This window comes from Rhizobium sp. M10, assembly GCF_002531955.1.
Taxonomy (GTDB): domain Bacteria; phylum Pseudomonadota; class Alphaproteobacteria; order Rhizobiales; family Rhizobiaceae; genus Rhizobium; species Rhizobium etli_C.
Genome location: NZ_NWTA01000013.1, coordinates 192026 through 215594 on the forward strand (window position 1 = coordinate 192026; position 23569 = coordinate 215594).

General features: G+C 62.7%; 15 protein-coding genes. 5 read left to right on the forward strand and 10 right to left on the reverse strand.

All coding sequences use genetic code 11. The features are described 5' to 3' along the window. Positions 1-5 precede the first annotated feature (5 nt). The 4 genes from CO671_RS21505 to CO671_RS21520 all read left to right on the forward strand — a co-directional run bounded on the left by CO671_RS21505 (position 6) and on the right by CO671_RS21520 (position 5807). Positions 6-1754 (forward strand): glycerol-3-phosphate dehydrogenase/oxidase, encoded by a 1749-nt coding sequence (locus CO671_RS21505; RefSeq protein ID WP_170965024.1) that lies wholly within the window; start codon positions 6-8, stop codon positions 1752-1754. Then, a complete protein-coding gene (locus CO671_RS21510; protein ID WP_097607634.1) occupies positions 1727-2569 on the forward strand; it encodes a class I fructose-bisphosphate aldolase in 843 nt (280 codons plus the stop codon). The genes CO671_RS21505 and CO671_RS21510 overlap by 28 nt, the downstream gene beginning before the upstream one ends. An 86-nt stretch (positions 2570-2655) precedes the next feature. Beyond that, positions 2656-4185: an FGGY-family carbohydrate kinase gene (locus CO671_RS21515; RefSeq protein WP_097607635.1), complete on the forward strand. Its 1530-nt coding sequence runs from the start codon at positions 2656-2658 to the stop codon at positions 4183-4185. Positions 4186-4187: 2 nt separating this feature from the next. Then, the gene (locus CO671_RS21520; protein WP_097607653.1) at positions 4188-5807 is read left to right on the forward strand and encodes a GMC family oxidoreductase; all 1620 of its coding nucleotides are present in this window, start codon (positions 4188-4190) and stop codon (positions 5805-5807) included. Positions 5808-6176: 369 nt separating this feature from the next. Here CO671_RS21520 and CO671_RS21525 read toward each other — a convergent pair whose 3' ends face one another. Together CO671_RS21525 and CO671_RS21530 are read right to left on the reverse strand one after the other, a co-directional pair. Next, on the reverse strand, positions 6177-6590 hold the full coding sequence (locus CO671_RS21525; RefSeq protein WP_097607636.1) for a hypothetical protein: 414 nt from the start codon (positions 6588-6590) through the stop codon (positions 6177-6179). Next, on the reverse strand, positions 6590-6856 hold the full coding sequence (locus CO671_RS21530; RefSeq protein ID WP_064685161.1) for a type II toxin-antitoxin system prevent-host-death family antitoxin: 267 nt from the start codon (positions 6854-6856) through the stop codon (positions 6590-6592). The genes CO671_RS21525 and CO671_RS21530 overlap by 1 nt, the downstream gene beginning before the upstream one ends. 367 nt (positions 6857-7223) lie before the next feature. Between CO671_RS21530 and CO671_RS21535 the strand changes: the two genes are divergently transcribed. After that, positions 7224-7928 (forward strand): FkbM family methyltransferase, encoded by a 705-nt coding sequence (locus CO671_RS21535; protein ID WP_097607637.1) that lies wholly within the window; start codon positions 7224-7226, stop codon positions 7926-7928. A gap of 66 nt (positions 7929-7994) precedes the next feature. Here CO671_RS21535 and CO671_RS21540 read toward each other — a convergent pair whose 3' ends face one another. From CO671_RS21540 to CO671_RS21575, 8 genes are all read right to left on the reverse strand, one after another. After that, the gene (locus CO671_RS21540; RefSeq protein WP_097607638.1) at positions 7995-8801 is read right to left on the reverse strand and encodes a DUF6030 family protein; all 807 of its coding nucleotides are present in this window, start codon (positions 8799-8801) and stop codon (positions 7995-7997) included. 410 nt (positions 8802-9211) lie between these two features. Further along, entirely contained in the window at positions 9212-10651 is a 1440-nt protein-coding gene (locus tag CO671_RS21545) for an HlyD family type I secretion periplasmic adaptor subunit (RefSeq protein ID WP_097607639.1), read from the reverse strand. Then, entirely contained in the window at positions 10648-12792 is a 2145-nt protein-coding gene (locus CO671_RS21550) for a peptidase domain-containing ABC transporter (RefSeq protein ID WP_097607640.1), read from the reverse strand. Before CO671_RS21550 ends, CO671_RS21545 begins: the two co-directional genes overlap by 4 nt. A 45-nt stretch (positions 12793-12837) precedes the next feature. Then, entirely contained in the window at positions 12838-13146 is a 309-nt protein-coding gene (locus tag CO671_RS21555; RefSeq protein WP_040112893.1) for a hypothetical protein, read from the reverse strand. Positions 13147-13213: 67 nt separating this feature from the next. Then, positions 13214-14446: a GTP-binding protein gene (locus CO671_RS21560; protein ID WP_097607641.1), complete on the reverse strand. Its 1233-nt coding sequence runs from the start codon at positions 14444-14446 to the stop codon at positions 13214-13216. Positions 14447-14495: 49 nt separating this feature from the next. Further along, entirely contained in the window at positions 14496-19769 is a 5274-nt protein-coding gene (locus CO671_RS21565; RefSeq protein ID WP_097607654.1) for a DUF4082 domain-containing protein, read from the reverse strand. Between the two features lie 181 nt (positions 19770-19950). Next, entirely contained in the window at positions 19951-21135 is a 1185-nt protein-coding gene (locus CO671_RS21570; RefSeq protein WP_097607642.1) for a GTP-binding protein, read from the reverse strand. Between the two features lie 102 nt (positions 21136-21237). Then, positions 21238-23569: DUF4082 domain-containing protein (locus CO671_RS21575; protein ID WP_141514479.1), on the reverse strand; the 2332-nt coding region annotated here is incomplete at its 5' end.

Below are 23569 nucleotides of genomic sequence, written 5' to 3' on the forward strand. Positions count from 1 at the left end.
CCATCATGAACCGTGTGGAAACAATGGACGGGCTTCGCCAAAGCCCGAAGGTGGACGTTTGCGTCCTCGGCGGCGGCATCAACGGGCTCAGCGTCTTTCGCGAGCTGGCGCTGCAGGGCGTGAACGTGCTGCTCGTCGAGCAGGGCGACTATTGCTCCGGTGCCAGTGCCGCCCTTTCGCGCATGGTCCATGGCGGGCTGCGCTATCTGGAGAATGGCGAATTCAGCCTCGTGCAGGAGTCTCTCGTCGAGCGCGACCGGCTGCTGCGCAACGCGCCCCATTATGTTGCGCCTCTGCCCACGACGGTTCCTGTTTTCGACGTCTTCTCCGGCCTCGGCAACGGTATCGTGCGCTTCCTCGGTCTCACCCGTCGTCCGAGCCGCCGCGGCGCCGTGGCCATCAAGACCGGCCTTGCCATCTACGATTTCCTGACGCGCAAACGCGCGCTGATGCCCCGCCATCAGTTCCGCGGTCGCCGGGCGACGCTGGCCAAATGGCCGGCGCTCAATCCTGGGATACGCAGCTCCGCCACCTATTACGATGCCTGGGTGAGCCATCCGGAGCGGATCGGCATCGAATTGCTGCGCGACGGCCTGTCTGCCGGTCCGAATGCCCGGGTCTTGAACTATGCGACGATCGAGCAGGCCGGGGCGGGGGGGGTCCTGCTGCGCGACGGCATCGCGGGGGAGATGTTTCGCATCCAGCCGGGTCTCGTCGTCAACGCGACCGGGGGCTGGATCGACATCGCCAATGGATCGCTTTTTCCCGAGGGCGCGCGGCCTGCCCCGCTGATGGGCGGCACCAAGGGGTCGCACCTCATCATCGACAATCCCGCGCTCCGCGACATGCTCGACGGGCACATGATCTATTACGAGAATGAGGACGGGCGCATCTGCATCCTCTTTCCCTATCTCGGCAAGGTGCTGGTCGGCTCGACGGACATTCGCGTCGATGACCCCGGCACTGTGCGCTGCGAGACCGACGAGCGCGACTATATCCTGCAATCGCTTGCCTTCGTGCTGCCCGGCATTCGCATCCGGCCGGAAGAGATCGTTTTCCAGTTCGCCGGGGTGCGCCCGCTGCCGGCCAGTAAGGACAGTTTTACCGGCCGGATCCCGCGGGATCATTTCTGCACCGTGATCGAAAGCCATGATGGCGGCCCGCCCGTGCTCTGCATGATCGGCGGCAAGTGGACGACGTTCCGCTCCTTCGGTGAGCTGGCGGCCGACATGGCGCTGGAACGGCTCCGCCGGCCTCGGCGCATCGATACGGCGGAGAGAGCATTCGGCGGCGGACGTGCCTTCCCCAAAGATGGCGGTGGCTGGGTTCGTGATCTTGCGGCGTCGACGGGCATCTCCATCGATCGCGCTGCGATCCTCTTCGAACGCTATGGCACCGATGCGGAGGATGTCGCCGGGTTCATCGCGGCAGGCCCCGACCATCCTTTGCCGCATGCCGGCTACAGCCTTCGCGAAATCCAGTATCTGATCGGCGCCGAGGCCGTCGAGCATCTCGACGACCTGCTGCTGCGCCGCACGACGCTGGCAATTTCCGGCGAACTCTCGCTCGACATGGCTGACGCCGTGCTCGGCCTGCTGGCCGCCGAAAGAGGCTGGTCGGCTGAGCGCGCCGCCGAAGAGCGCATCCGCTTTCTCACTATCATGCGCGAGCGCCACGGCGTCGCCGAAGCAACCCTTTCCGCAAGGAACGAACGAAGGAGTGAACTATGCGAGACAACCGCAAGGTCCGGATGAACCGGCTGTTCGGCAACGGCCGTTGCCTTGATGTGGCAATCGATCATGGCGTCTGCAACGAACCGTCCTTTCTCAACGGGCTGGAGAACATGCCGGCCGTCGTCAAGGCGCTGGTCGATGCGAAGCCGGATGCGATCCAGATGAATTACGGCCAGGCCGACCTGCTGCAGGATCTGCCCGGCAAGGACAAGCCGGCGCTCGTCATGCGCATCGACATGGGCAATCCTTATAACCGCATCCGCCACCGCGACATGTGGGCGGTGCTGCAGAATGAAGCGGAGCCGCTGGTCGGCGCCTTGCAGATGGATGCCGCCTGCGTGGTGGTCAATCTGTTTATGCTGCCGGATGAGCCCGATCTCTTTCGCCAGTGCGTGCAGAATATTTCGCGCGTCCGGGCGGACTGCGAGAAATACGGCATGCCGCTGATGATCGAACCGCTGGTCATGCAGCCGGTCACCGAGCGCGGCGGCTACATGGTGGACGGCGATGCCGACAAGATCGTCACCTTGACGCGGCTTGCCCGCGAAATGGGCGCCGATATCGTCAAGGCCGATCCGACGACGAATGCGGAGGATTTCCACCGCGTGGTCGAAGCGGCACGATGCCCGGTGCTGGTGCGCGGCGGCGGCAAGGAGGATCTCGCCGCCGTCTTCGCCAAATCGGCCGCCTTGATGCGGCAGGGCGCGATGGGCATGGTCTATGGCCGCAACATCTACCAGCATGCCAATCCGAGCGCCGTCGTGCGCGGGCTGATGGCGATCATCCACCAGGATACGAGCGGCGAAGAAGCCGTTGCAATCTATCAGCAAGGCTGAGGTGCTGAAGCAATTCCCGGAAAAGCGTGAAGCGGTTTATCTTTGGAATTGCGCAGGCAATGACAGAACCTTGGGAGGGGTTCGGAATGGGAGAATATCTGTTGGGGCTCGACGCCGGCAACACCGTCATCAAGGCGGTGATCTTCGACCGCGCCGGCCGGGAAGTGGCCTATGCGGGAGAGGAGGGGCATAGCCGCATGCCATGTCCCGGCCATGTCGAGCGGGATCTCGGCGAGCTTTGGGCCAACGCCAAACGCGTCATCCGCACCTGCCTCGACCGGGCAGGCATTGCTGCGGCTGATATCGCCGCAATCGGCTGCGCCGGTCACGGCAACGGGCTGTATGCGCTGGATCGCAATGGCGAACCCTTCCTCGGCATCCAGTCGCTCGATACGCGGGCGACCGGGCTCGTCGAGGAATGGGCGGCCGAGGCTGTCGGCGATCGCACCTATCCGATCGCCCGCCAACGGCCCTGGCCCTCGCAGACACCGACGCTGCTCGCCTGGCTGAAACGTCATCGACCGGAGATTTTCCAGCGCATCGGCACGGTGTTCTACTGCAAGGATTTCGTCGTCAACCGGCTGACCGGCGAGCGTGTCAGCGAGATGTCGGATATGTCAGGGGCCGGGCTGCTCGATCTCGCCGCCCGCCGTTATGACCGCACACTGATGGAAGCTTATGGCCTCGGCGACTGCATGGACCTGCTGCCGCGGCTGATCGAAAGCGCCGACATTGCCGGCAAGGTGACGGAAGAGGTGGCGGCGGAGACCGGCCTTGCCGCCGGCACGCCAGTTGTCGGCGGGCTCTTCGACGTCGTCGCCTCGGCCCTCGGCTCGGGCGTCTCGCGCACCGGCAGCGCCTCGATCATCGCCGGCACCTGGAGCATCAACCAGGTCATCATCGACGGGCCTGATCTCGGCGGACCCGTCTTCATGTCGTCGACCTTCGATCGCGCGCGCTACATGGCGATGGAAAACAGTGCCACTTCGGCCGCCAATCTCGAATGGCTGGTGCGGGAATTTTTCGATGGTGAGCATGCGGAGGGCGTCTCGCCCTTCGACGCCTGCTGCGCACTGGCGGCGGAAATCCAGCCGGCTGCCGACGACCCGCTCTATCATCCCTATCTCTACGGCGCCCAGCAGGACGGCCATGCACGGGCCGGCTTTTACGGCATTGCCGGCTGGCACACCAAGGGACACCTGATCCGCGCCCTTCTTGAAGGTGTTGCCTTCGGCCACCGCCAACACGTAGAGACGCTCCGCGGAGCGGGGGCGACCTTCGACCAGGCGGTGCTGTCCGGCGGCGGATCGCGCAGCCGCCTCTGGCCGCAGATCTTTGCCGATGTGCTCGGCGTGCCGGTTTCTGTCGCCAGCTCCAGGGAAACCGGGGCTCTCGGTGCGGCGATTGCGGCGGGAACCGGAGTCGGCTTGTTTGCCGATTTCACGGAAGGTGCGGATGCCATGGTGCGTATCGACCGGCACTATCGGCCGAATGCCGCGCTCGCTGCGCATTACGACCGGCGCTACGCGCTTTACAATGACATAGCGGAAGCCATGGCGCCGCTTTGGCGGCGGCTTTCGGCAGCCGAACCTACGGCGACGGGAGCTGCAACGTGACGATGGATGGCAATGAAACGCCGATAGACGAGGGAAGCTACGACTTCATCATTGTCGGCGCCGGCTCCGCCGGCTGTGTTCTGGCAAACAGGCTGTCGGCCGATCCGAAAACCCGGGTGCTGCTGCTCGAGGCTGGGGGCACGGACCGCTATCACTGGGTCCATGTGCCGATCGGCTATCTCTACTGTATGGGCAATCCGCGCACCGACTGGATGATGAAGACGGCCGCCGAGGCCGGCCTCAATGGCCGCGCACTGAACTATCCGCGCGGGAAACTTCTCGGCGGCTGTTCGTCGATCAACGGCATGATCTACATGCGCGGGCAGGCGGCCGATTATGACGGATGGCGGCAGGCCGGAAACGCCGGCTGGGGCTGGGACGATGTTCTGCCCTATTTCCTGAAGTCGGAAGACAATTACCGTGGCAAATCCGCCGTGCACGGCGCCGGCGGCGAATGGCGCGTCGAGCGCCAGCGCCTCTCCTGGCCGATCCTCGACGCCTTCCGCGATGCAGCGGAAGAACTCGGCATCCCGAAAACCGACGATTTCAACGACGGCGACAATGAAGGCTCCGGCTATTTCGAGGTCAACCAGAAGGGCGGCCTGCGCTGGAACACGACGAAAGCCTTCCTGCGGCCGGCGATGAAGCGCGGGAACCTTCGCGTCCTGACGGGCGCGGAGACGGAACGGCTGGAGTTCGACGGCAAGGCGGTTTCCGGAGTGCGTTTCCGGCTTGGCGGCCAACTCTGTAACGCCCGCGCCTCCCGCGAGGTCGTATTGTCGGCGGGTGCCATCAACTCACCCAAAATCCTAGAACTCTCCGGCATCGGCCGGCCGGAAGTTCTTTCGGCCCTTGATATTCCGGTTCGTCACCCCCTGAAGGGCGTTGGCGAAAATCTTCAGGATCACCTGCAGATCCGCACGGTCTTTAAGATCGAAGGCGCGCGCACCCTGAACCAGCTTTATCACAGCCTCTTCAGCCGCGCCGGCATGGGCCTGCAATATGCCGTCAACCGGTCAGGCCCGCTTTCCATGGCGCCGAGCCAGCTCGGCATATTCGCCAAAAGCGATCCCGCCGTCGCCACGGCGGACCTCGAATATCATGTCCAGCCGCTCAGCACCGATCGGCTCGGCGAGCCCTTGCACCGCTATCCCGCGGTCACGGTTTCCGTCTGCAATCTCCGGCCGGAAAGCCGTGGCACCGTGCATGTCACGACAGGCGACGCCAGCCAGCCGCCGGAAATTCGCCCGAACTATCTTTCAACCGCCGGCGACCGGCTGCTTGCAGCAAAATCCATCCGCCACACCCGCAGCCTCATGCAGACGAGGGCCATCTCCCGTTTCAACCCGCAGGAAATGCTGCCGGGCCGGGAATATGAGAGCGACGACGATCTGATCCGCCGCGCCGGCGACATCGCCACGACGATCTTCCATCCCGTCGGCACCTGTAAGATGGGCAGCGATCCGATGGCGGTGGTGGACACGCGGCTGCGCGTGCACGGCGTGGCCAAGCTCCGGGTCGTCGATGCCTCGATCATGCCGACGATCGTTTCCGGCAATACGAATTCGCCGGTGATCATGATTGCGGAGAAGGCGGCGGAAGCGATCATCAAAGGCGATTAGAGAGGACCATGCCTCGCGCAACCAACCGGCCGTCGCGTCGCTCGATGCCCGCCAGAGCGGCTCTGCATCGATATCTCGGTGGCGTTGGCTTAGGCGCGACGAGCACTGTCCCAGCCGTTTCGCGTTCGCCCCATAATCGAGTTCCATAATAGAACTTACGCCAGATTCGCCTGTAGCCGGGTACATTCTATTTCCAAGCGCGAAAGCCTCACCTACCAGCGTCGGCCGTTGATTATTCCGCACGAGATCACCCAATCGATGCGCAAGGACGAACAGATCATCATCGTTTGGACGCGGTGGCCGCGGCAAACTGCTTCGTCAAATCCATTTCATGACGATCAATACGCCGCCGCACTCTTGCCGTGGCGGTCAGCGGAACCGGTTGACTTCCGTGGCCGACTTGCGGCGGCTGATGAATTCGCGCAGCAACGGCAGGAAGAAAGCCTTGCTGAAGCGGCCGGTCGGCGGCTCGGGCTCGAGATAGAATGAATTGCCGACGGTGTCGGTGTTGAACTCATCGAAGATGATCCAAAGCCTGCGATCGGCATCAAGGCCGGCGCGGCGCTTTTCGATCGCGGGCACCTCTACGGCAAACCGCGATGCCTCCGGCTGTTTGGTGGTGATGGGAAAGAACAGGACCAGATCACCGTCCGGCCGTGGCATTCTCACGCCCACGGCGACTGGCCGCTCCTTGCGTCCTTCCGTCTCTCCTCGCTCAGCCTCCCGCGCCCAGAGGTAAGGATAGCGTATGACGCTTGCGGTCTGGATCAGGTCGTAGCTCACTACCGACCTGCCTCATCCTCGCCGGCATAGGTCTCGACGGCGTTCTCGAATTCAGCGAAGAGTTCATCCGACATGGTCCCGATCGTGCCGGCGGATCGGCGGTCGGATTGCTTCATCAGTCGCTCGTAGTCTTCGATGTTGAGGAGGACGAGGCGCGGCTTGTTGCGCTGGGTGATGGTGACCGGATGACGAAGCGCTTCGGCGATGATGTCGCCGGATTTCCGGGAGAGATCGCTGGTAGAATAGGAACCGCTTGACCTGGGCATAGGCGTCCTCCTTTGCTGTATTTGCTGTTATATACAGCATTTCCAATAATGCTGTATATAGGTGAGACTACCCTTATTCCGACCATTGACGGCGGGGTTTCTCTCTGGGCCAACATGCGGTCTGCGGTGGTTCCGACCTCCGGATCGACCAGGTGTTTAGCCCCGCCGCGCCATCATCACCTGGCGAGATCGAAGGTATTTCGCGGCTACGTCGGCTTCACCTAAAGAACTAGGCTTGGCGAAAGGGCCGCGCAGGCCATCAACTATCGATGATCTAGCGACTGGCTGCCAATTCACCGAAGATGGAAAAACAGGGCACGCCGCTCGATGAGCGGATAGCGCGCGTTCGAGTTACCCGGGAGCCGACATGCTTCACATCGCTAATATTGCGCCACCTCGGTTCAGGTTGTGGACGCGCGCGTCACGGGAATGGCGCCGGGGTGAGCCCGAGCTTCGGATCCTCGACAAATTATGCCGTCGGAACCAGACTGCGATCGATATAGGCGCGAACTACGGTGTTTATTCCTGGTTTTTGACCAAGCTTGCGCGCGATGTCGTCGCCTTTGAACCTCAGCCCAATATGGTCGCTTTTCTGGAGGCAGCACTTGGTTCGTCGGTCCGGGTCGAGCAGGTCGCACTTTCCGATAGCGCTGGCGTTGCAACGATGCGGATCCCCAGTGATCAGCTTATGGATGGCTGCGCCACAATTGAGGAGCAGAATACGCTTTCAACGCAAAATGTCGAAGAAATCTCCGTTCCGACCCGGCGCCTGGATAGCTATCAGTTCGACGCTGTCGGCTTCATCAAGATCGACGTTGAAGGCCACGAGCTCAAAGTACTCAAAGGTGCGGAGGCGATCTTGAGCCGGGACCGCCCCAACCTGCTCATCGAGGCGGAAGACCGACATCGACCCAATGCTGTCGCCAGTGTGATCGACTATCTCACACCGTTTGGCTATTCGGTATATTGCCTGAAAGATCGAAAATTGCGTTCCCTGTCGTCCGAGGAGGTTCGGAAGAGCTCTTCCGGCAGGCCTTATAATTACGTTTTTTCTATCCGTAAGGACCTGTAAAGCGTCGTTCGTGGCGCCTCTGCACGGTCGTAGCAACTCCCGCAGGTCACCCCTCCGGCTACGCCGTCAATTTGGACAATTGGCTGACGTGGACGTACTCGAGCGGTCCGTGAGGATCACGTTCCCCGAAACGTTGCGGCGATCGGTTCCGGTTAGCCAGCGCTCCGGCGAAAAATACGTCTTGGTTCTCACCTGCGCAGCTGAAGTCGCCTTAAGACCAAGAACAAAATCAAAATTGCTTCCGCCGTCGGCTTCGCGCATGAAACTGAGATAGGCGCCGAATTGCTCTTCTTCGACATTTCGAAGGTTTTGGATCGACGTAAGACTATCCTCGAAATCGCGCCAGCACGCCTGCTTCACAATGATCTCGAACATGCGCAGAATAGCCGGGGCGAGACGCCCCTCATCGTCTGTCGTCGGCCCGATGATCCTGGCGCGGATCTCAACAATATCGCCCATTTCATTTCCGCGAACCTTGAGGAAGGTGGAACTGAGGGGACGCGCCTCGTCACGTTCATAGATGCGCTGAAAATAACATTCATAATTGCGATTGCGCATCGATGCGGGTTTCCACTCGCTCATCGCGATACCGGCCTCTCGAAGAGCAGCGCAAATGCTCGCCCCCGAGACGCGCCACATCCGCAGAAACTGACCTGCCAGCTCCGGCTTCGGGACCTCGATCAGCTGCGGCGATATCGACATCGGCCGGAGGGGAGAAGCAGTCTCATCATCACGGCGGGCGGCGATTTCCGATGACGGGGCAGCCTTATCGAGAGCTCGATCTTCAATGGGCCCAGCCGGACCTTCGAGACGGTCGCTTCCACCGAAAAAAACGACGATGCCCGCGACGAGCAAGATGCCGATCAAAAGCACTGGCCAAAGCAGCCAGCGGGGGACGTTTCGCCACGGGAAATTCCAGTGTGAACGTGGGCCACCGCCAGGAGGATCGACGGCTGATGACACCTTATCCACGGCGCGGCCTCACAAACAAAATAGGAGCCCGTGCGCGTTCGAAGTCGATCGACCTCGATTGTCTTTGCGACCAACCGGGTTTGGATAGATCCGCCCCGGCTCGCGGCTCCTGGGGAGGTGAGCAACGCATCTGAAAAACCGTACAGTCTGTTCGACTCACCTTCGACACAGCGAGTGTGAGGTTAGGCGCGTATAGCGTCAAGCGGCGACCGACTTCACGAACATGCAGGCGGCCAAACCGCAGACGATGAGAGGCGATATCTGCCTCAAAGCTCACTCGGAACTGTGTTTTCAGCCAACGATCCGTCAGCCTATGGTTCACGTATTGCGTTATCGAGTCCGCGCAGCAACGGATACAGGAAGTAGGACATCACCGTGCGGTTGCCGACCTTGATTTCCGTCGACACGGTCATGCCGGGAAGCAGCCGCACCGGCACATCTGCGGCATTCAGCCGGGTATCGGCAAGCAGGATCCGCGCCTTGAAGAAGGGGGCGGCCGGCTGGCCGGGGGTGGCTGTCTGCTCTTGTTGGCCGGTTAGAAAGGTGTCCTGGCTGATGGTTCTCACTTCGCCGGAGGCTGTGCCATATTTCTGGAAGGGATAGGCGTCGAGTTTGATGCGTGCCTCCTTGCCGACGGCCACGCGGCCGATGTCGCGGGTGTTGATCGACACTTCGGCTTCGAGCGGTACGTTGATCGGCACCAGCGTGACGACCGGTTCGGCCTCCCGCACCACCGAACCGACCGAGCGTTGCGCCAGCTCGAGCACGACGGCATCGGCAGGTGCCGTCAGCGCCACCATGTTGCGGCGCAGCTCCAGTTTCTTCAGCTCTTCGCCCGCCATGTCGCGCTGGCTGCGCAGGTCCGCCAGCTGCTCCATCGCGGCGCGGCGGAAATCCTCGATAAAGGCCTGACGGTCGGCGAGCAGCTTGGCATAGGTGTGAGCCGCCTCGTCGGCCTTGCCGCGCACGGCAGTGATATCGGCCTCGACATCAAGGCGGGCGTCGCGCGAGCCGAGCATGGTGAGCAGCGAGCCGCTTTCCGTGTCATAGAGCTTCTTTCGTGTCGCCTCGATCTGCGAGAGATTGTCGCGGCGGTCGTTCAGCACGACCTCCTGGTTGCGGTTTGCCTTGAGGACGGAGGACTGGCCGGCGATCTGCTGCTCGAAATTCTGCAGCTGCGCCGTGTAGAAGGCGCGCCGCTGGCCGAACAGCTGCACCTGCAACTGCTCGTCCGGCGTATTGCCGGCGATCTTCGAATAGTCCTCGCCGGTCAGCTCGGTCTCAAGCCGCTTCACCTGGGCGTCGAGGGCGGAAAACTTCGTCTTCAGCTGCCCGACGTCGGCCTGGCTGAAGGTGGCGTCGAGCGTCGCCAGCGTCTGGCCGGCACGCACCACCTCGCCGGCCTTCACGTCGATCGTGCGGATGATCGAGGTTTCGAGCGGCTGGACGACGATGGTCGGCTGAGTGGTGACCAGCTTGCCGGGCGCAATCACCACCTCGTCGATTGACGAGACCGAGGCCCAGGTGATCGCTGCGGCAAGCAGCGCCGTGACGCAGTAGAGCGTCATGCGGGCAACGCGCGGCGGCGCGCGCTCTTCCAGCTCGACGGCGTCGGACTGAAATTCCGCAATCGCCGGCGGCAGCGGTGGGCGGGCGGTGAGCTCCCTGCCTTTGTCCGGTCCCGTGGCCGAGGGGGCTTTGTTCGAGCGTACGGGCAGGTTCTCGCTGGATTTTTTGACATGCGCGTTCATGCGACCTGCCTCATCTGCTGTGCCCAGAGGTGACGGTAGGTCATGCAGCGCGACACCAGCTGATCGTGTCGGCCGATATCGGCGACCTTGCCGCGATCGATAACGAGAATGGCATCGGCATCGACAAGGGTCGAAAGCCGGTGCGAGACAATGATGACAGTGCGGCCGGCGGCGATGCGGCTCAGATTCTCGCGGATGATCGCCTCGCTGTCGGGATCGAGCGCGCTCGTCGCCTCGTCGAAGATCAGCAGCTTCGGATCGGTGATCAGTGCGCGGGCAATCGCCAGGCGCTGCTTCTGGCCGCCGGAGAGGTTGGCGGCATTTTCCTCCAGCATCGTGTCGAAGCCGCGCGGCAGCCGTTCGATGAACTCTTCGGCGCCGGCGATGCGGGCGACCTCCATGATCTCCTCGATGCTGGCATCGGGCTTGGCGGCGGCGATATTGTCGCGCACCGAGCCGCGGAACAGGAAATTGTCCTGCAGCACGACGCCGATGCTGGTTCTTAAGTGCACGAGGTCGATCTCGCGGCTGTCGTAACCATCCATGCGCACCAGGCCTTCCTGGCTTTGATAGAGCCCCTGGATGAGCCGGGTGATCGTCGTCTTGCCCGAGCCGCTCTTGCCGACCACGCCGAAGACGCAGCCTGCCGGAATGGCGAAGGAGACATTGTCGAGCGCCGGCGCGGTGTCGGGAGCGTAGCGGAAGGTGACCCTGTCGAATGCGATGTGGCCCCGCAGATGCGGCCGAACACCGCGCCCGCGGCCCGCCTGCTCCGGCCGCTGGTTCATGATCTCGCCGAGCATGCGCACGGAGAGCGCCACTTCCTGATATTCATGCACCATGGTGACGATCTGGACGAGCGGTCCGGAGACCCGGCCGGCGAGCATGTTGAAGGCAACCAGTGCGCCGATGGTCATCGCGCCATTGAAGACATCGAGCGCGCCGAGGCCGATAATCGCGACACTCATCAGCTTCTCCAGCAGTCCGGTCATCGCCTGGGCGATGGTCGAGATCTTCTCGACCCGGAAACGCACCGAGATCGACTGGGCCGAATAATCGTCCCACACCTTGCGCTGGCGCGGTTCCAGCGCCAGCGATTTGACGGTACGCATGCCGTGCACGGTTTCCACCAGCAGGGCCTGCCGGTCGCCTTCCGCCTGGTAGAGCGCCTGCAGGCGGCGCTGGAACGGCCCGACGAGCAGCATCACCACCAGGCCGACAAGCGCTGCGAAGCCGAGCACCACGAGCGTCAGCTTGACGCTGTAGAGAAGCAGGATCGGCACGAAGACGAAGAGGGACACGCCGTCGAGAAGGGTCAGGAACAGCCGGCCGGTCAGGAATTCGCGGATGCGCCCCGTCTGCTGCATGTGCTTGACGAGAACGCCGGCCGAAGCCTGTTCAAAGAGCGCGATCGGCAGGTTCAGCAGATGGCCGAAGGTGCGGGTCGCGACGCGGATGTCGATCCTGTTGGTGGCGTAGAGCAGCAGATAGCGCCGCAGGAAGGTGAACGTCGCGTCGAAGACGAGCGCAATCGCGATGCCGACCGTCAGAACCGTCAGGGTCGCATAGCTCTGATGCACGAGCACCTTGTCGATGACGAGCTGGAAGAAGATCGGCGTCATCAGCCCCAGGCCGTAAAGCACGAAGGCCGCGAGCGCGACATCGCGGAAGAAGCTGCGCTGCTTGATGATTTCGGGAACGAACCAGCGGAAGCCGAAGGGCCGGTCCTCATCGGACATGCGATAATTGCGCTTCAGCAGGATCACCGATCCGAGCCAGGCCTTGGCGAATTGCTCTTCGCTGAGCATCATCGCTTCGGCGCGTGAGGCGAGCGGATCGAGAACGCGAATTCTCTCCTCCTCACCGCTCCCGACAGCGTCGGCGATAACCACCCAATTGCCGTTCGTCAGTTCCGCGAGCACCGGAAAGGCCTCGCCGAGCTGAAACAGCGATCGCCAGTCGAGCGTCAGATGCCGGGCCTTGAGGCCGGCATCCTTGGCCATGCGCAGCAGCTGCCGCACGGCAACGGGATCGTTGCCGACGGCATAATCGTGCTGCAGGCGCTCCGGAGCAAGATCGACGCCGTGATGTCGCGCGACGAGCGCCAGACAATGCAGGTTGGTATGCAGAAAACCACTCATGGCCCACCCGAAACCCAATACGAAACCGAGGCGATATCTGTTTTGTCAGTTGAAGTTCGGCGAAGCGTTCGAAGCGCCGGCCGGCCCCGATTGAATATCGGCAGCCGCCGCAGCTGACATATCGCCAACGCGACGAACCGCACCCGCTTCGACCAACCCGCCGAGCGCCTTCTGCATCAGATCGACCGCATTGGCGAAGGCATCGACAGGCATGATGATGCGCTGGCGGAAGACCGGTTTCGGGTTGTTGTTGGCATCACGATCGGTAGCCGAAAGCGACATCAGGTCGATGCGCACGATCGTTCCGGTAATGGTGATTTCGCCGATGCCGTCTGCGTAAAGTTCGTTGCTCATTGTTCTCTCCTCTGGTTGATAATCAAAACGTCTTCACCTTAGGGCGCCTTACGTCCATGAGGACGCTCTAACTGTTTGAATGTGCATGCACATGCCCGTGCGGCCAGGCCGGAAACGGGTCCCGGAGCCCGACAGCCGTCTGCGGGTCGAAGCCTGTCTCCTCACCGGTCAGGCAGTCGTCGAGTGCCGCCCTGATTGCTCCTTCGTCGAAGCCGGCGCCGATGAAGACGAGTTCCTGGCGGCGGTCGCCCCAGACCTCGTCCCAATGCCGGTCGATGAGCTGGCGGAACTGCGGAAAGCGTGGCCACTGCACCTTCGGCACCGAGGCCCACCAGAAACCCCTGGTATCGATGCGGCACTGCGTGCCGGCAATCGACAGAAGGCCGATCTCATCCGGCCTCGTCGCCAGCCAGAAATGCCCCTTCGCACGGATGAGGCCCGACCATTTCCTGCCGAGGAAATCCTGCAGCTTTGAAGGATCAAACGGCTGGCGGCTGCGATAGACGAAGCTTCTGATGCCGTATTCCTCGGTCTCCGGCACATGGTCGCCCCAACCGAAGAGTTCCTTGTGCCAGAGCGGATGACGGGCGGCCTTCGCCTCGCTGAAGAGACCGGTATTCAGGATCGCGCCGAGCGGCACCTGGCCGAAGACTGCTTCGATCACCTCAGCATCCGGATTAAGGGCCGCGACGACCCGGCGCACCTCGGCAAGGTCGGCGCACGGCACGTCGCCTGCCTTGTTGATGATGACGACGTCGGAAAATTCGATCTGCTCGACGAGCAGTTCCACGAGCTTGCGCTCATCGTTCCCGTCACGCCGTTCGCCGCGATCGGCAAGGAACTCGGCACTCCGGTAATCGGTAAGCAGATTGACCGCATCGACGACGCAGACCATCGTGTCCAGTCGGGCGACGTCGCAAAGGGCGGCCCCGCTTTCGTCGCGGAAGGAGAACGTGGCTGCGACCGGCAGCGGCTCGGCAATGCCGGTGCCCTCGATCAGCAGATAATCGAAACGGCCGGCGGCTGCCAATCGCCGCACCTCGCTCAGGAGATCGTCGCGCAAGGTGCAGCAGATGCACCCGTTGGTGAGTTCTACCAGCGTCTCGTCCGTGCGCGACAGATCCGCGCCGCCCTCGCGCACGAGATCCGCATCGATGTTGACCTCGCTCATATCGTTGACGATGACAGCAACCCGACGACCCTCCCGATTGCTCAGGACATGATTGAGGACAGTCGTCTTTCCCGCGCCGAGAAACCCGGCGAGAACCGTAACCGGCAATCTGATATCTGTACGCATCATCGATACTCTCACTCTTTACGGCATGCTTGGTCTTACATCCGCGTGGGCGTTACGCCGCGAGCTGCGGTTTGAATGCCACGTCCACGTAGTAGTTCGTGCTGTTGTAGCTGGCGGTCGGGAACAACCCGCCCGATCCATAGGCATAGACGCCGTTATTGCCGCCGGGTGCCTTCAGGTCCCCATTCGTCACATCGCTGGCAAAATAATTGCCGGTCGCCGAGTAATTGCCGTTGCTCGAGTAGGAAACGACGTAGGTCGTATCCGCCTGGATCGCCATCTGCTGGGTGAGCTGCGCAGTCTGCCAGCCGCTCGCCGTCTCGTTGCTGAAGGTGACGCTGCCGAGCAGCGTGCCGGAGGCCGTCCACAGATAGCCGTTATGCGGGCCGGTATTATCGGCCCCCTTGTAGAAGCGGATGGCGGTGATCCAGCCCGCGGTATCGGCCTGGAATTTCATACCGAGATTGATCTGCTGGTTGTCGTTGGCGTTGACGATCGCAGGCGTCGCATCGGCGGCAAAGAAGTTCTGCTCCGGCCCAGCCGACTGGCTGCCGTTGACGGTGAGCGCAACCTGCGCCGAGGCCGTGCCGCCATTGCCGTCCGATATCGCGTAGCTGAAGCTTGCCGGCCCTGAGTAGCCTGCCGTCGGCGTAAATGTCACGGTCTGGGCCTGGGCATCGTAGGAAACAGTGCCGTTGACCGCGCCGCTGACACCGGTAACGACAAGCGGATCGCCATTGCCGTCGCTATCGTTTGCCAGGAGTACCGAGGCCTGAATGGTGATCGGCGTGCCGGTAGTGGTCGAGAAGCCGCTGTCATTGGCGGCGACCGGAACCGCATTCTGCCCGCTGCCCTGCCGATAGAGCACGTCGATCCAGTAATTGCTCGCATTGTAGGAAGCGGTCGGAAACAGACTGCTTGTACCATAGGCATAAAGGCCGTTGCCGCCGCTCGTCGCACTCGACGGCGCCGTCAGCGCACCGTTCGAATAATCCGTCGTGAAGTAATTCGCTGTTGCCGAATAGAAGCCGTTCGAATGGTAGCTCGCCACATAGGTGGTGCCGGCCGAAACATTGATCGGCTGGGTGAAGGAAACCGTCTGCCAGCCGCTCGCCGTCTCGTTGATGAAGGTCGCCTGGGCCAGAAGCTGGCCGTTCGCCGTCCAGAGCGAGCCGACATGCGTACCGGTATCCTGGGCGCTTCTGTAATAGGTGAGCCCGGTGATCTGGCCGTTGGCGGAAGCGATGAACTTGACGCCGAGTTCGACCGAGTTGGCGTCGTTGGCGGCGGTAATCCCCGACGTGTCGGCGCCGGTGAACAGGCTCGACGTCGCGCCCCCGGCCGGCGGCGTGTCGACGGTGAGGCTGACCGTGGCCGACGCCGTGCCGCCAAACCCGTCCGAAACCGTATAGGAGAAGCTTGCCGCACCGGTATAACCCGCCGTCGGCGTGAAAATGACTGACTTGGTCTGGCTGTTGAAGCTCACCGTTCCGTGGACCGCACCATTGACACCGGTGATGCTGAGCGCGTCGCCATCGCCATCGATGTCGTTTGCAAGCAGGCTGGCGGCAGCAATCGACAACGCCGTGCTGGAATAGGTCGTGTAGCCATTGTCATTGGCGGCGACCGGCAGCACGTTGCTCGTCTGGTTATAGACGACATCCACCCAGTAGTTCGACGACTGATAGCTGGAGGTCGGGAAACCGGAGCCGTCGGCAAAGACGCCGTTGCTGCCGGCAAGCGCCGTCAGCGAGCCGTTGCTGTGGGCGGTCGTGAAATAGTCCGCCGTCGCCACATAGGAGCCGGTCGTGTGGTAGGAGGCGACATAGGTCGTGCCGGCCAGGATATGCACCGGGTTTGAGAACGTCGCGGTCTGCCAGCCGCTCACCGCTCCGCTGTCGGCGAAGGTGACGGTCGCGACCAGCGTGCCGTCGGCCATCCACAGCGAGCCGGTATGCGGGCCGGTATCGCCGGACGCCTTGTAGAAGCGGATGCCGGTCACCATGCCGCTCGACGAAGCGGAGAACCGCATGCCGAGTTCCAGCGACTGGCCCTCGTTGAAGCTTGCGCCCGTCGGCCCCTCGCTCGCCTTGAACAGCGTCTCCCCTGAAGGGCCTGGGTCCACGGTGAGGCTGACATTGCCCTGATCCGTGCCGCCGCGCCCGTCCGACAGCGTGTAGGTGAAGCTTGCCGGCCCCGAATAATTGTTGGTTGGCGTGAAGGTGATGGTGCCGTTCGGCTTGTTGAGCGTCACCGTGCCGTTGACGGCATTGCCGACGGCCGAAATCGTCATCGCATCGCCGTTGGGATCCGTATCGTTTCCGATGAGCGAGGCGATCGAGATGACGACGCTGTCGTTGCGGGTCAGCGTCAGCCCGCTATCGTCGGTCGCAACCGGCGCGCTGTTGGGGCCGGCGTCGAAGACCACGTCGACCCAGTAGTTGGTGCCGGTGCCGAGGTTCTGTCCGGGGAAGGTGCCGGCATTGTCGCCATAGGCATAGACGCCGCCGCCATCGACGACCTTCAGCGCGCCGCTGGCATAGGTGCCGCCGAAATAATTATCGGTGGCGGAGTAGAAGCCGTTGGTGTGATAGGAGGCCACATAGGTCGTGCCGGCCGCAATCTGGATCGGGCTGGAGAACATCACCGTCTGCCAGCCGGAGAGCGATTCACCGACCGAGACACCCGTTGCCAGCAGCGTTCCGTTGGCGCTCCAGAGGCTGACGGCATGGTCGCCGGTATTGTAGAAGCCCTTGTAGAAGCGGATGCCCTCGACATACCCTGCCGTCGTCGCCTGGAAGCGCAGGCCGAGTTCGACGGAATCGCGATCGATCGCCATTTCGACGGCGGGCTTGTCCGCCAGCGTCCACAGGCCCTGGGTGTCCGGCAGGGTGACGGTGACCTGCTTGCCGGCCGCTGGCGCCTCCATGTTGACGCTGTCGTCGACGGCGCGCGACATGATCGTATAGGTGCCGCTCGCCTGCACGACCCAGTTATAGCTCCAGGTCTCGCGGCCTGTCGCCTTGAACCAGTGCTGGCCGCCATCGGTGGAGATCTCGACGCCGGCGATGATGCCGCCGCCGAAATCCTGCGCCGTGCCCGTGATCGTCACATGCTGCCCTTCGAGGAAGCTTGCGCCTGATATCGACGAGCTGATCGACGAGGTGGGCTTCAGCATATCGGTCGATTGTGTCGCCAGGATCAGGCTCGCATCCAGCGTCGTCGGCTGGATGCCCATGTCGGCGAACATGTTGACCATCGACTGCTGCACGTTGCGATCGGTCGATGTCGTCGGGCCCTGGTGGTTGTCGCTCAGGCCCCAGGACCAGAAGACGGTGCCGGCGCCGAAGACCAGCGCGCCGCTTGCCGCCCGGTACATGGTCAGGCTGTGGGTTGCCACCGCATCGCCGACCGTCGTGCCGTAGTCGCGCAGATAGGTGCTCACCGAGACCGAGGAGAGCGACAGATTGATCAGTCCATCCGGACGGAATCCGTTCTCGACATCGGAGTCCCATTCATAGCCGAGCAGGTTCTGCACGAGATTATAGCTATCGCCCTCCTGCAGCTCCGAAACCTCGGTGTTGCGCCAGAAGCGCAGGTTCGAATAGTCGTAGGGGATGGAGATCGTATCCTGGCGGTAGCTGTCCACCTGGAACATCGTGCCCGTCAGCGAATTCTCCGGCTCCTGCCCCGGATCGGCATAACGCGGATCGCGCCAGGTGCCGGTGCCGACATTGCTCGGATCCGTGCTCGTGCCCCAGGTCTCCTTGTAGCAGACCATGGTGCGATAGGCCTGGCCGCTGCCGTCGATGCTGCTTTCCCAGCGCACCTTCCAATAGCATTCGTTGCCGCTCCAGAAGGCGAGGTTGACGCCGGCATCGCGGGCGGCCTCGACATTGGCGCGCTGTTCGGCAGACCAGTATTCGTCATGTCCGACGGAGAGATAGGCATCATGATTGAGCAGCAGGCCGCCGCTGCGCGCCGTATCGACGCCTGATATATAGGACACGTCGTAGCCGTTCTGCTCCAGCCACGAGATGGCGGAAGACTCGACGCCGAAGATGTAATCATGCGAGCCGCCGATCGGGCTCGTATTGGTGATGATCGGCCTGTTGTAGCTGACCGCCGAAGCGCGGCCGATCGCGGTCACGCCGCAGCTGCAGTTCGGCGGCAGGTAGCCGATCATGTCTGCCGGGTCGACGGGCACTTCACCGTAATAGAGGCTGGCGCCGCCCCAGGCATTATAGGCCTGCCAGGTCGTGTCCGACGTCTGGAAGACGATATCGCTGGTCGAGGCGTCGTCGCGCACGACGAAGGGGATGATGCTGGCATCCTCGGTGCCGTCCTCGCGCACCAGCTTGGCGAAATAGACGCCGGAGACCGCGTCCGTTGGAATCTGCCAGCTCGCCGAGACCGACCAGTTGCCGCAATCGATGAGACCGAGCGACATGTCGACGATTGGATGCGGCTGGATCTGCGCCGTGGTCAGCTGCTGCTCGATCGAGTCGACCTTGCGCGCGCCAGCCCCGCCATAATAGCCCATGCGATAGATATCGATGCGGTAGTGGGTGGAATCGGTGGCGATCTTGAAATCGACCGTCTGGCCGATATTCGTGCTGATTTCGGTGGCAAAGCCCTGGATGGTGCCGCCGCCGTCGCCCTCCAGCCCCCACTCGCTGATCGGGTTGCCCTGCTTCAGGTTTTCCAGCGCGATCTTGTTGGGCGTCGCCGCAGGCACAGCCGTCGCTGGGGCCACCAATGCTGTCGGGGCCGCTGTCGTCTCCGCAGAAGAGTCCTGGCTCTCCTCGACCGAAATGGATGCAATCGAGGCCTGCAGGCGCAACGAAGCCGTGGCGACACTGCTGGAAGAAGGAACAGGCGCCGCCGTTTCGCCGCTGCCGGTATCGGCATTGCTGGTAACACCGGTCAGCTCGGGAGCGCCGGGCAGTGTCGCAGCCTCCTCGAGCGGATCCGGGCCAAGCACGGTGCGCTCGGATGTCGAGGAAGGCGTCTCGAAGACCGTCGCAGCCGACGCCGTCTTCGTGGACGTGTCCCGCGTGCCGCCATCGGCCGCAGGCGCCGGCGATGCCGAGGGCGTCTGCATGTCGACCGATGGTGTCAGGGACGATGTGACCGTGCCGGTGAAGGAGGAGTGGACCGTTGCGCTGCCCTGATTGGCAAAGCCCGGGGAACCATCGCTATTCGTCGAAGACACGACCGTCGTCGATCCAAGGCCTGCGCTCCAGGCAGAGGATGAACGACAGATAATCAACGCTCCACCAAATATACTCAGGTACTCACGATTACTGACATGAATTCTCCGCATCAGCGGCGTCCCCAATCCGTCGATCGACACTGCAAGACTTCATCCTGCCAGCTTTCGCAATGGAACGGACGACAGCAATCCGGGGTATGTGGGTGGTACTACCATACGTCGATATGATGATCCTCACCGCACCCCGGCCGGTCGGGCCGGTTAACGCGCGCGCTATCCTGCTCCGCCCGTGTTACCAGGCCGGAAACGGATCTTCGAGGGCGGCCCAGTCGCGCGGATCGGCGCTGGCGAGGCACCCGTCCAGCGCAGTCCGTACAGCTGTCTCGTCCATCCCCACGCCGATGAAAACCAGTTCCTGCCGGCGGTCGCCCCAGGCGCTGTCCCATCGGCTCTGCAGCTGTCGTTGAAACTGCTGGTGGTTGGGCCAGTCCTGCCGGGGCACGGCTGCCCACCAGAGCCCCATGGGCTCGCAGCGCCGCTGGATCCCGGCAGCCGACATCAGGCCCACATGACGCGGGCGCGTGGCAAGCCAGAAGTGGCCCTTGGCGCGCAGCACTCCCGGCCAGGGTTCGTCGAGGAATGCCCGAAACCGCGTCGGATCGAAGGGACGCCGGGTGCGATAGACGAAGCTCGAGACCCCGTATTCCTCCGTCTCCGGAACATGCTCATCCGGGCTATACAATTCCTTGTGCCACAGGGGATGCGCCGCGGCCTTTGCTTCATCGAAGAGGCCTGTATCAAGGACGGTTGAAAGAGAAATCTTGCCGAAATCCGTCTCCACCTGAAGCGCATCCGGGTTGAGAGAGGTAACGATCTTGCTCACCTCCGAGCGGACCGCTTCGGTCGTATCCGAGATCTTGTTGATCACGACGACATCGGCAAACTCGATCTGATCCACCAGCAGGTCGATCAGGGTGCGCCGATCCTCACCGTCACGCTGCAGGCCACGGTCGGCAAGCAGATCGGCACTGCTGTAGTCGGCTAACAGATTTGCAGCGTCGACCACGGTGACCATCGTATCGAGCCTGGCAAAATCGGCGAGCGAAACACCGGTCTCGTCGCGGAAGGAAAAGGTTGCCGCAATGGGGCGTGGCTCGGCAATGCCGGTGCCCTCGATCAACAGATAGTCGTATCGCCGCTCCTCTGCCAGCCGTCGTACTTCCGTCAGGAGGTCGTTGCGCAAAGTACAGCATATGCAGCCATTGCTGAGCTCGACCAATGTCTCCGTCGTATGCGACAGGTTGCAGTCGCCGTCGCGAATGAGACTGGCGTCTATGTTCACTTCGCTCATGTCGTTGACGATGACGGCGACCCGCAGGCCCTGACGGTTATTCAGGACGTGGCTGAGCAGCGTCGTCTTGCCGGCGCCGAGGAAGCCGGCCAGCACGGTTACCGGAAGCCGTTCGATCCTGTTCATCGGCCTTCCTTGAATGCGGGCGTTCCGGGCGACCGGAGCCGCGGCGAGTACTTGCGACGTATCAGCCTCATTCGAAACCCGTTCGTAATCCCCTCACATGCTTCACGCGACGAGCTGCGGCCGGAAGACCACGTCGGCATAGTAATTCGCTGCATTATAGGTGTTGGTCGGGAAAAGACCTGCAGTGGCGGATCCGCCATAGGCATAGACGCCGTTGCCGCCGGCGACGGCGCTTGACGGGGCCGTCAGCGGACCGTTGGTGACGGCGGTCGTAAAGAAATTGTTGGTCGCGACATAGGCTCCTGTCGTGTGGTAGGAGGCGACATAGGTGGTGTTGGCGGCGATGGTGACCGGTGTTGCAAAATTCACCGTCTGCCAGCCGCTCGCGGTGGTATTGGTGAAGGTGGCGGTGGCGAGCTTGGTGCCGGTCGTGGTCCACAGGTCGACGACATTCTGGCCGTTATCATTGGCGCTGCGATAGAACTTGATGCCGGTGACATCCCCGGCAACGTTCGACGTGAACTTGACGCCGAGTTCGAGCTGCTGACCATCGTTGAGGTTGGTCTGGGCAGGCGTGCTGGAGGCGGAGAACAGGCTGTAGCTGGTCGACGACGTCGTCGACACGGCGATGTTGAAGGTCTCGTTGGCGGCAAGGCCGCCAAGGTCCGTTGCCGTTACCCTGACGCCATAGGTGCCTGAGGTCGTCGGCGTGCCGGAGAAGGTCCGCGTCGAGGCATTGAAGCTCAGCCAGGAGGGCAGCGCCGTGCCGTCGGCGGCCGTTGCCGAATAGGCCAGCGTCTCGCCGCTGTCGACATCGCTGAAGGTCGTCGTCGGCAGGGTAAAGGAGAAGGCGGAGCCAACGGTGGCGTTCTGGGCCGCCGTCTGCACCGCCAGCACCGGCGCATCGTTGGCGCCATGGATGGTGACGGTCAGGTTTGCCGTCGCCGTGGCGCCGGCACTGTCGCGCATCGTGTAGCTGAAGACATCGCTCAGCGTGTTGGTCGATTGCCGCAGCGCCTGGACGGCGGCATTGCTCTCGTTGATCGCATAGCTGTAGGCGCCCGATGCATTGAGCACGAGACTGCCATAGGTGCCGTTCAACGCCGAGCCGAGCGTGCCCGACGTCGCACCGAAGACCACGGCCGTAACGGCCTTGGTATCACCGGAATCCGGATCGGTGTCGTTGGTCAGCACGTTGCCGCTCGCAACCACACCACCCGAACCATTGGCCACCCCACCCTTCTCCGTCGCGTTACCCGCATCGGCAACCGCCGTCGGCGTCGTATTGCCGGGCGTGCCCGATCCCGGACGGAAGACCACATCGGCCCAATAATTGGTAGCACCGAAAGTGGCATTTGGGAAAATGCCAACGGTGGCGGATCCGCCATAGCGGTAGACGCCGTTGCCGCTGGCTGTCGCCGTCAGCGGGCCGCTGGTGACGGCGGTCGTAAAGAAATTGCCGGTCGCCACATAGGCGCCTGTCGTGTGATAGGAGGCGACATAGGTGGTGTTGGCAGCAATGGCGAAGGGCGTTGTGAAGTTCATCGTCTGCCAGCCGCTGGCGGTGGTATTGGTGAAGGTGGCGGTGGCAAGCTTGGTGCCGGTGGAGCTCCACAGGTCGACGACGTTCTGGCCGTTGTCGTTGGCGCTGCGGTAGAACCTGATGCCGATAATGTCGCCGGCGACGCTCGACGTGAACTTGACGCCGAGTTCGAGCTGCTGACCATCGTTGAGGTTGGTCTGGGCAGGCGTGCTGGAGGCGGAGAACAGGCTGTAGGTCGTTGGCGTCGTCGATGCGGCGATGTTGAAGGTCTCGTTGGCGGCAAGGCCGCCAAGATCTGTTGCCGTTACCCTGACGCCATAGGTGCCTGAGGTCGTCGGCGTGCCGGAGAAGGTCCGCGTCGAGGCGTTGAAGCTCAGCCAGGAGGGCAGCGCCGTGCCATCGGCGGCCGTTGCCGAATAGGCCAGCGTCTCGCCGCTGTCGACATCGGTGAAGGTCGTCGTCGGCAGGGTGAAGGAGAAGGCGGAGCCGACGGTGGCATTCTGGGTCGTCGTCTGCACCGCCAGCACCGGCGCATCGTTGGCGCCATGGATGGTGACGGTCAGGTTTGCCGTCGCCGTGGCGCCGGCACTGTCGCGCATCGTGTAGCTGAAGACATCGCTCAGCGTGTTGGTCGATTGCCGCAGCGCCTGGACGGCGGCATTGCTCTCGTTGATCGCATAGCTGTAGGCGCCCGATGCATTGAGCACGAGACTGCCATAGGTGCCGTTCAACGCCGAGCCGAGCGTGCCCGACGTCGCACCGAAGACCACGGCCGTAACGGCCTTGGTATCACCGGAATCCGGATCGGTGTCGTTGGTCAGCACGTTGCCGCTCGCAACCACACCACCCGAACCATTGGCCACCCCACCCTTCTCCGTCGCGTTACCCGCA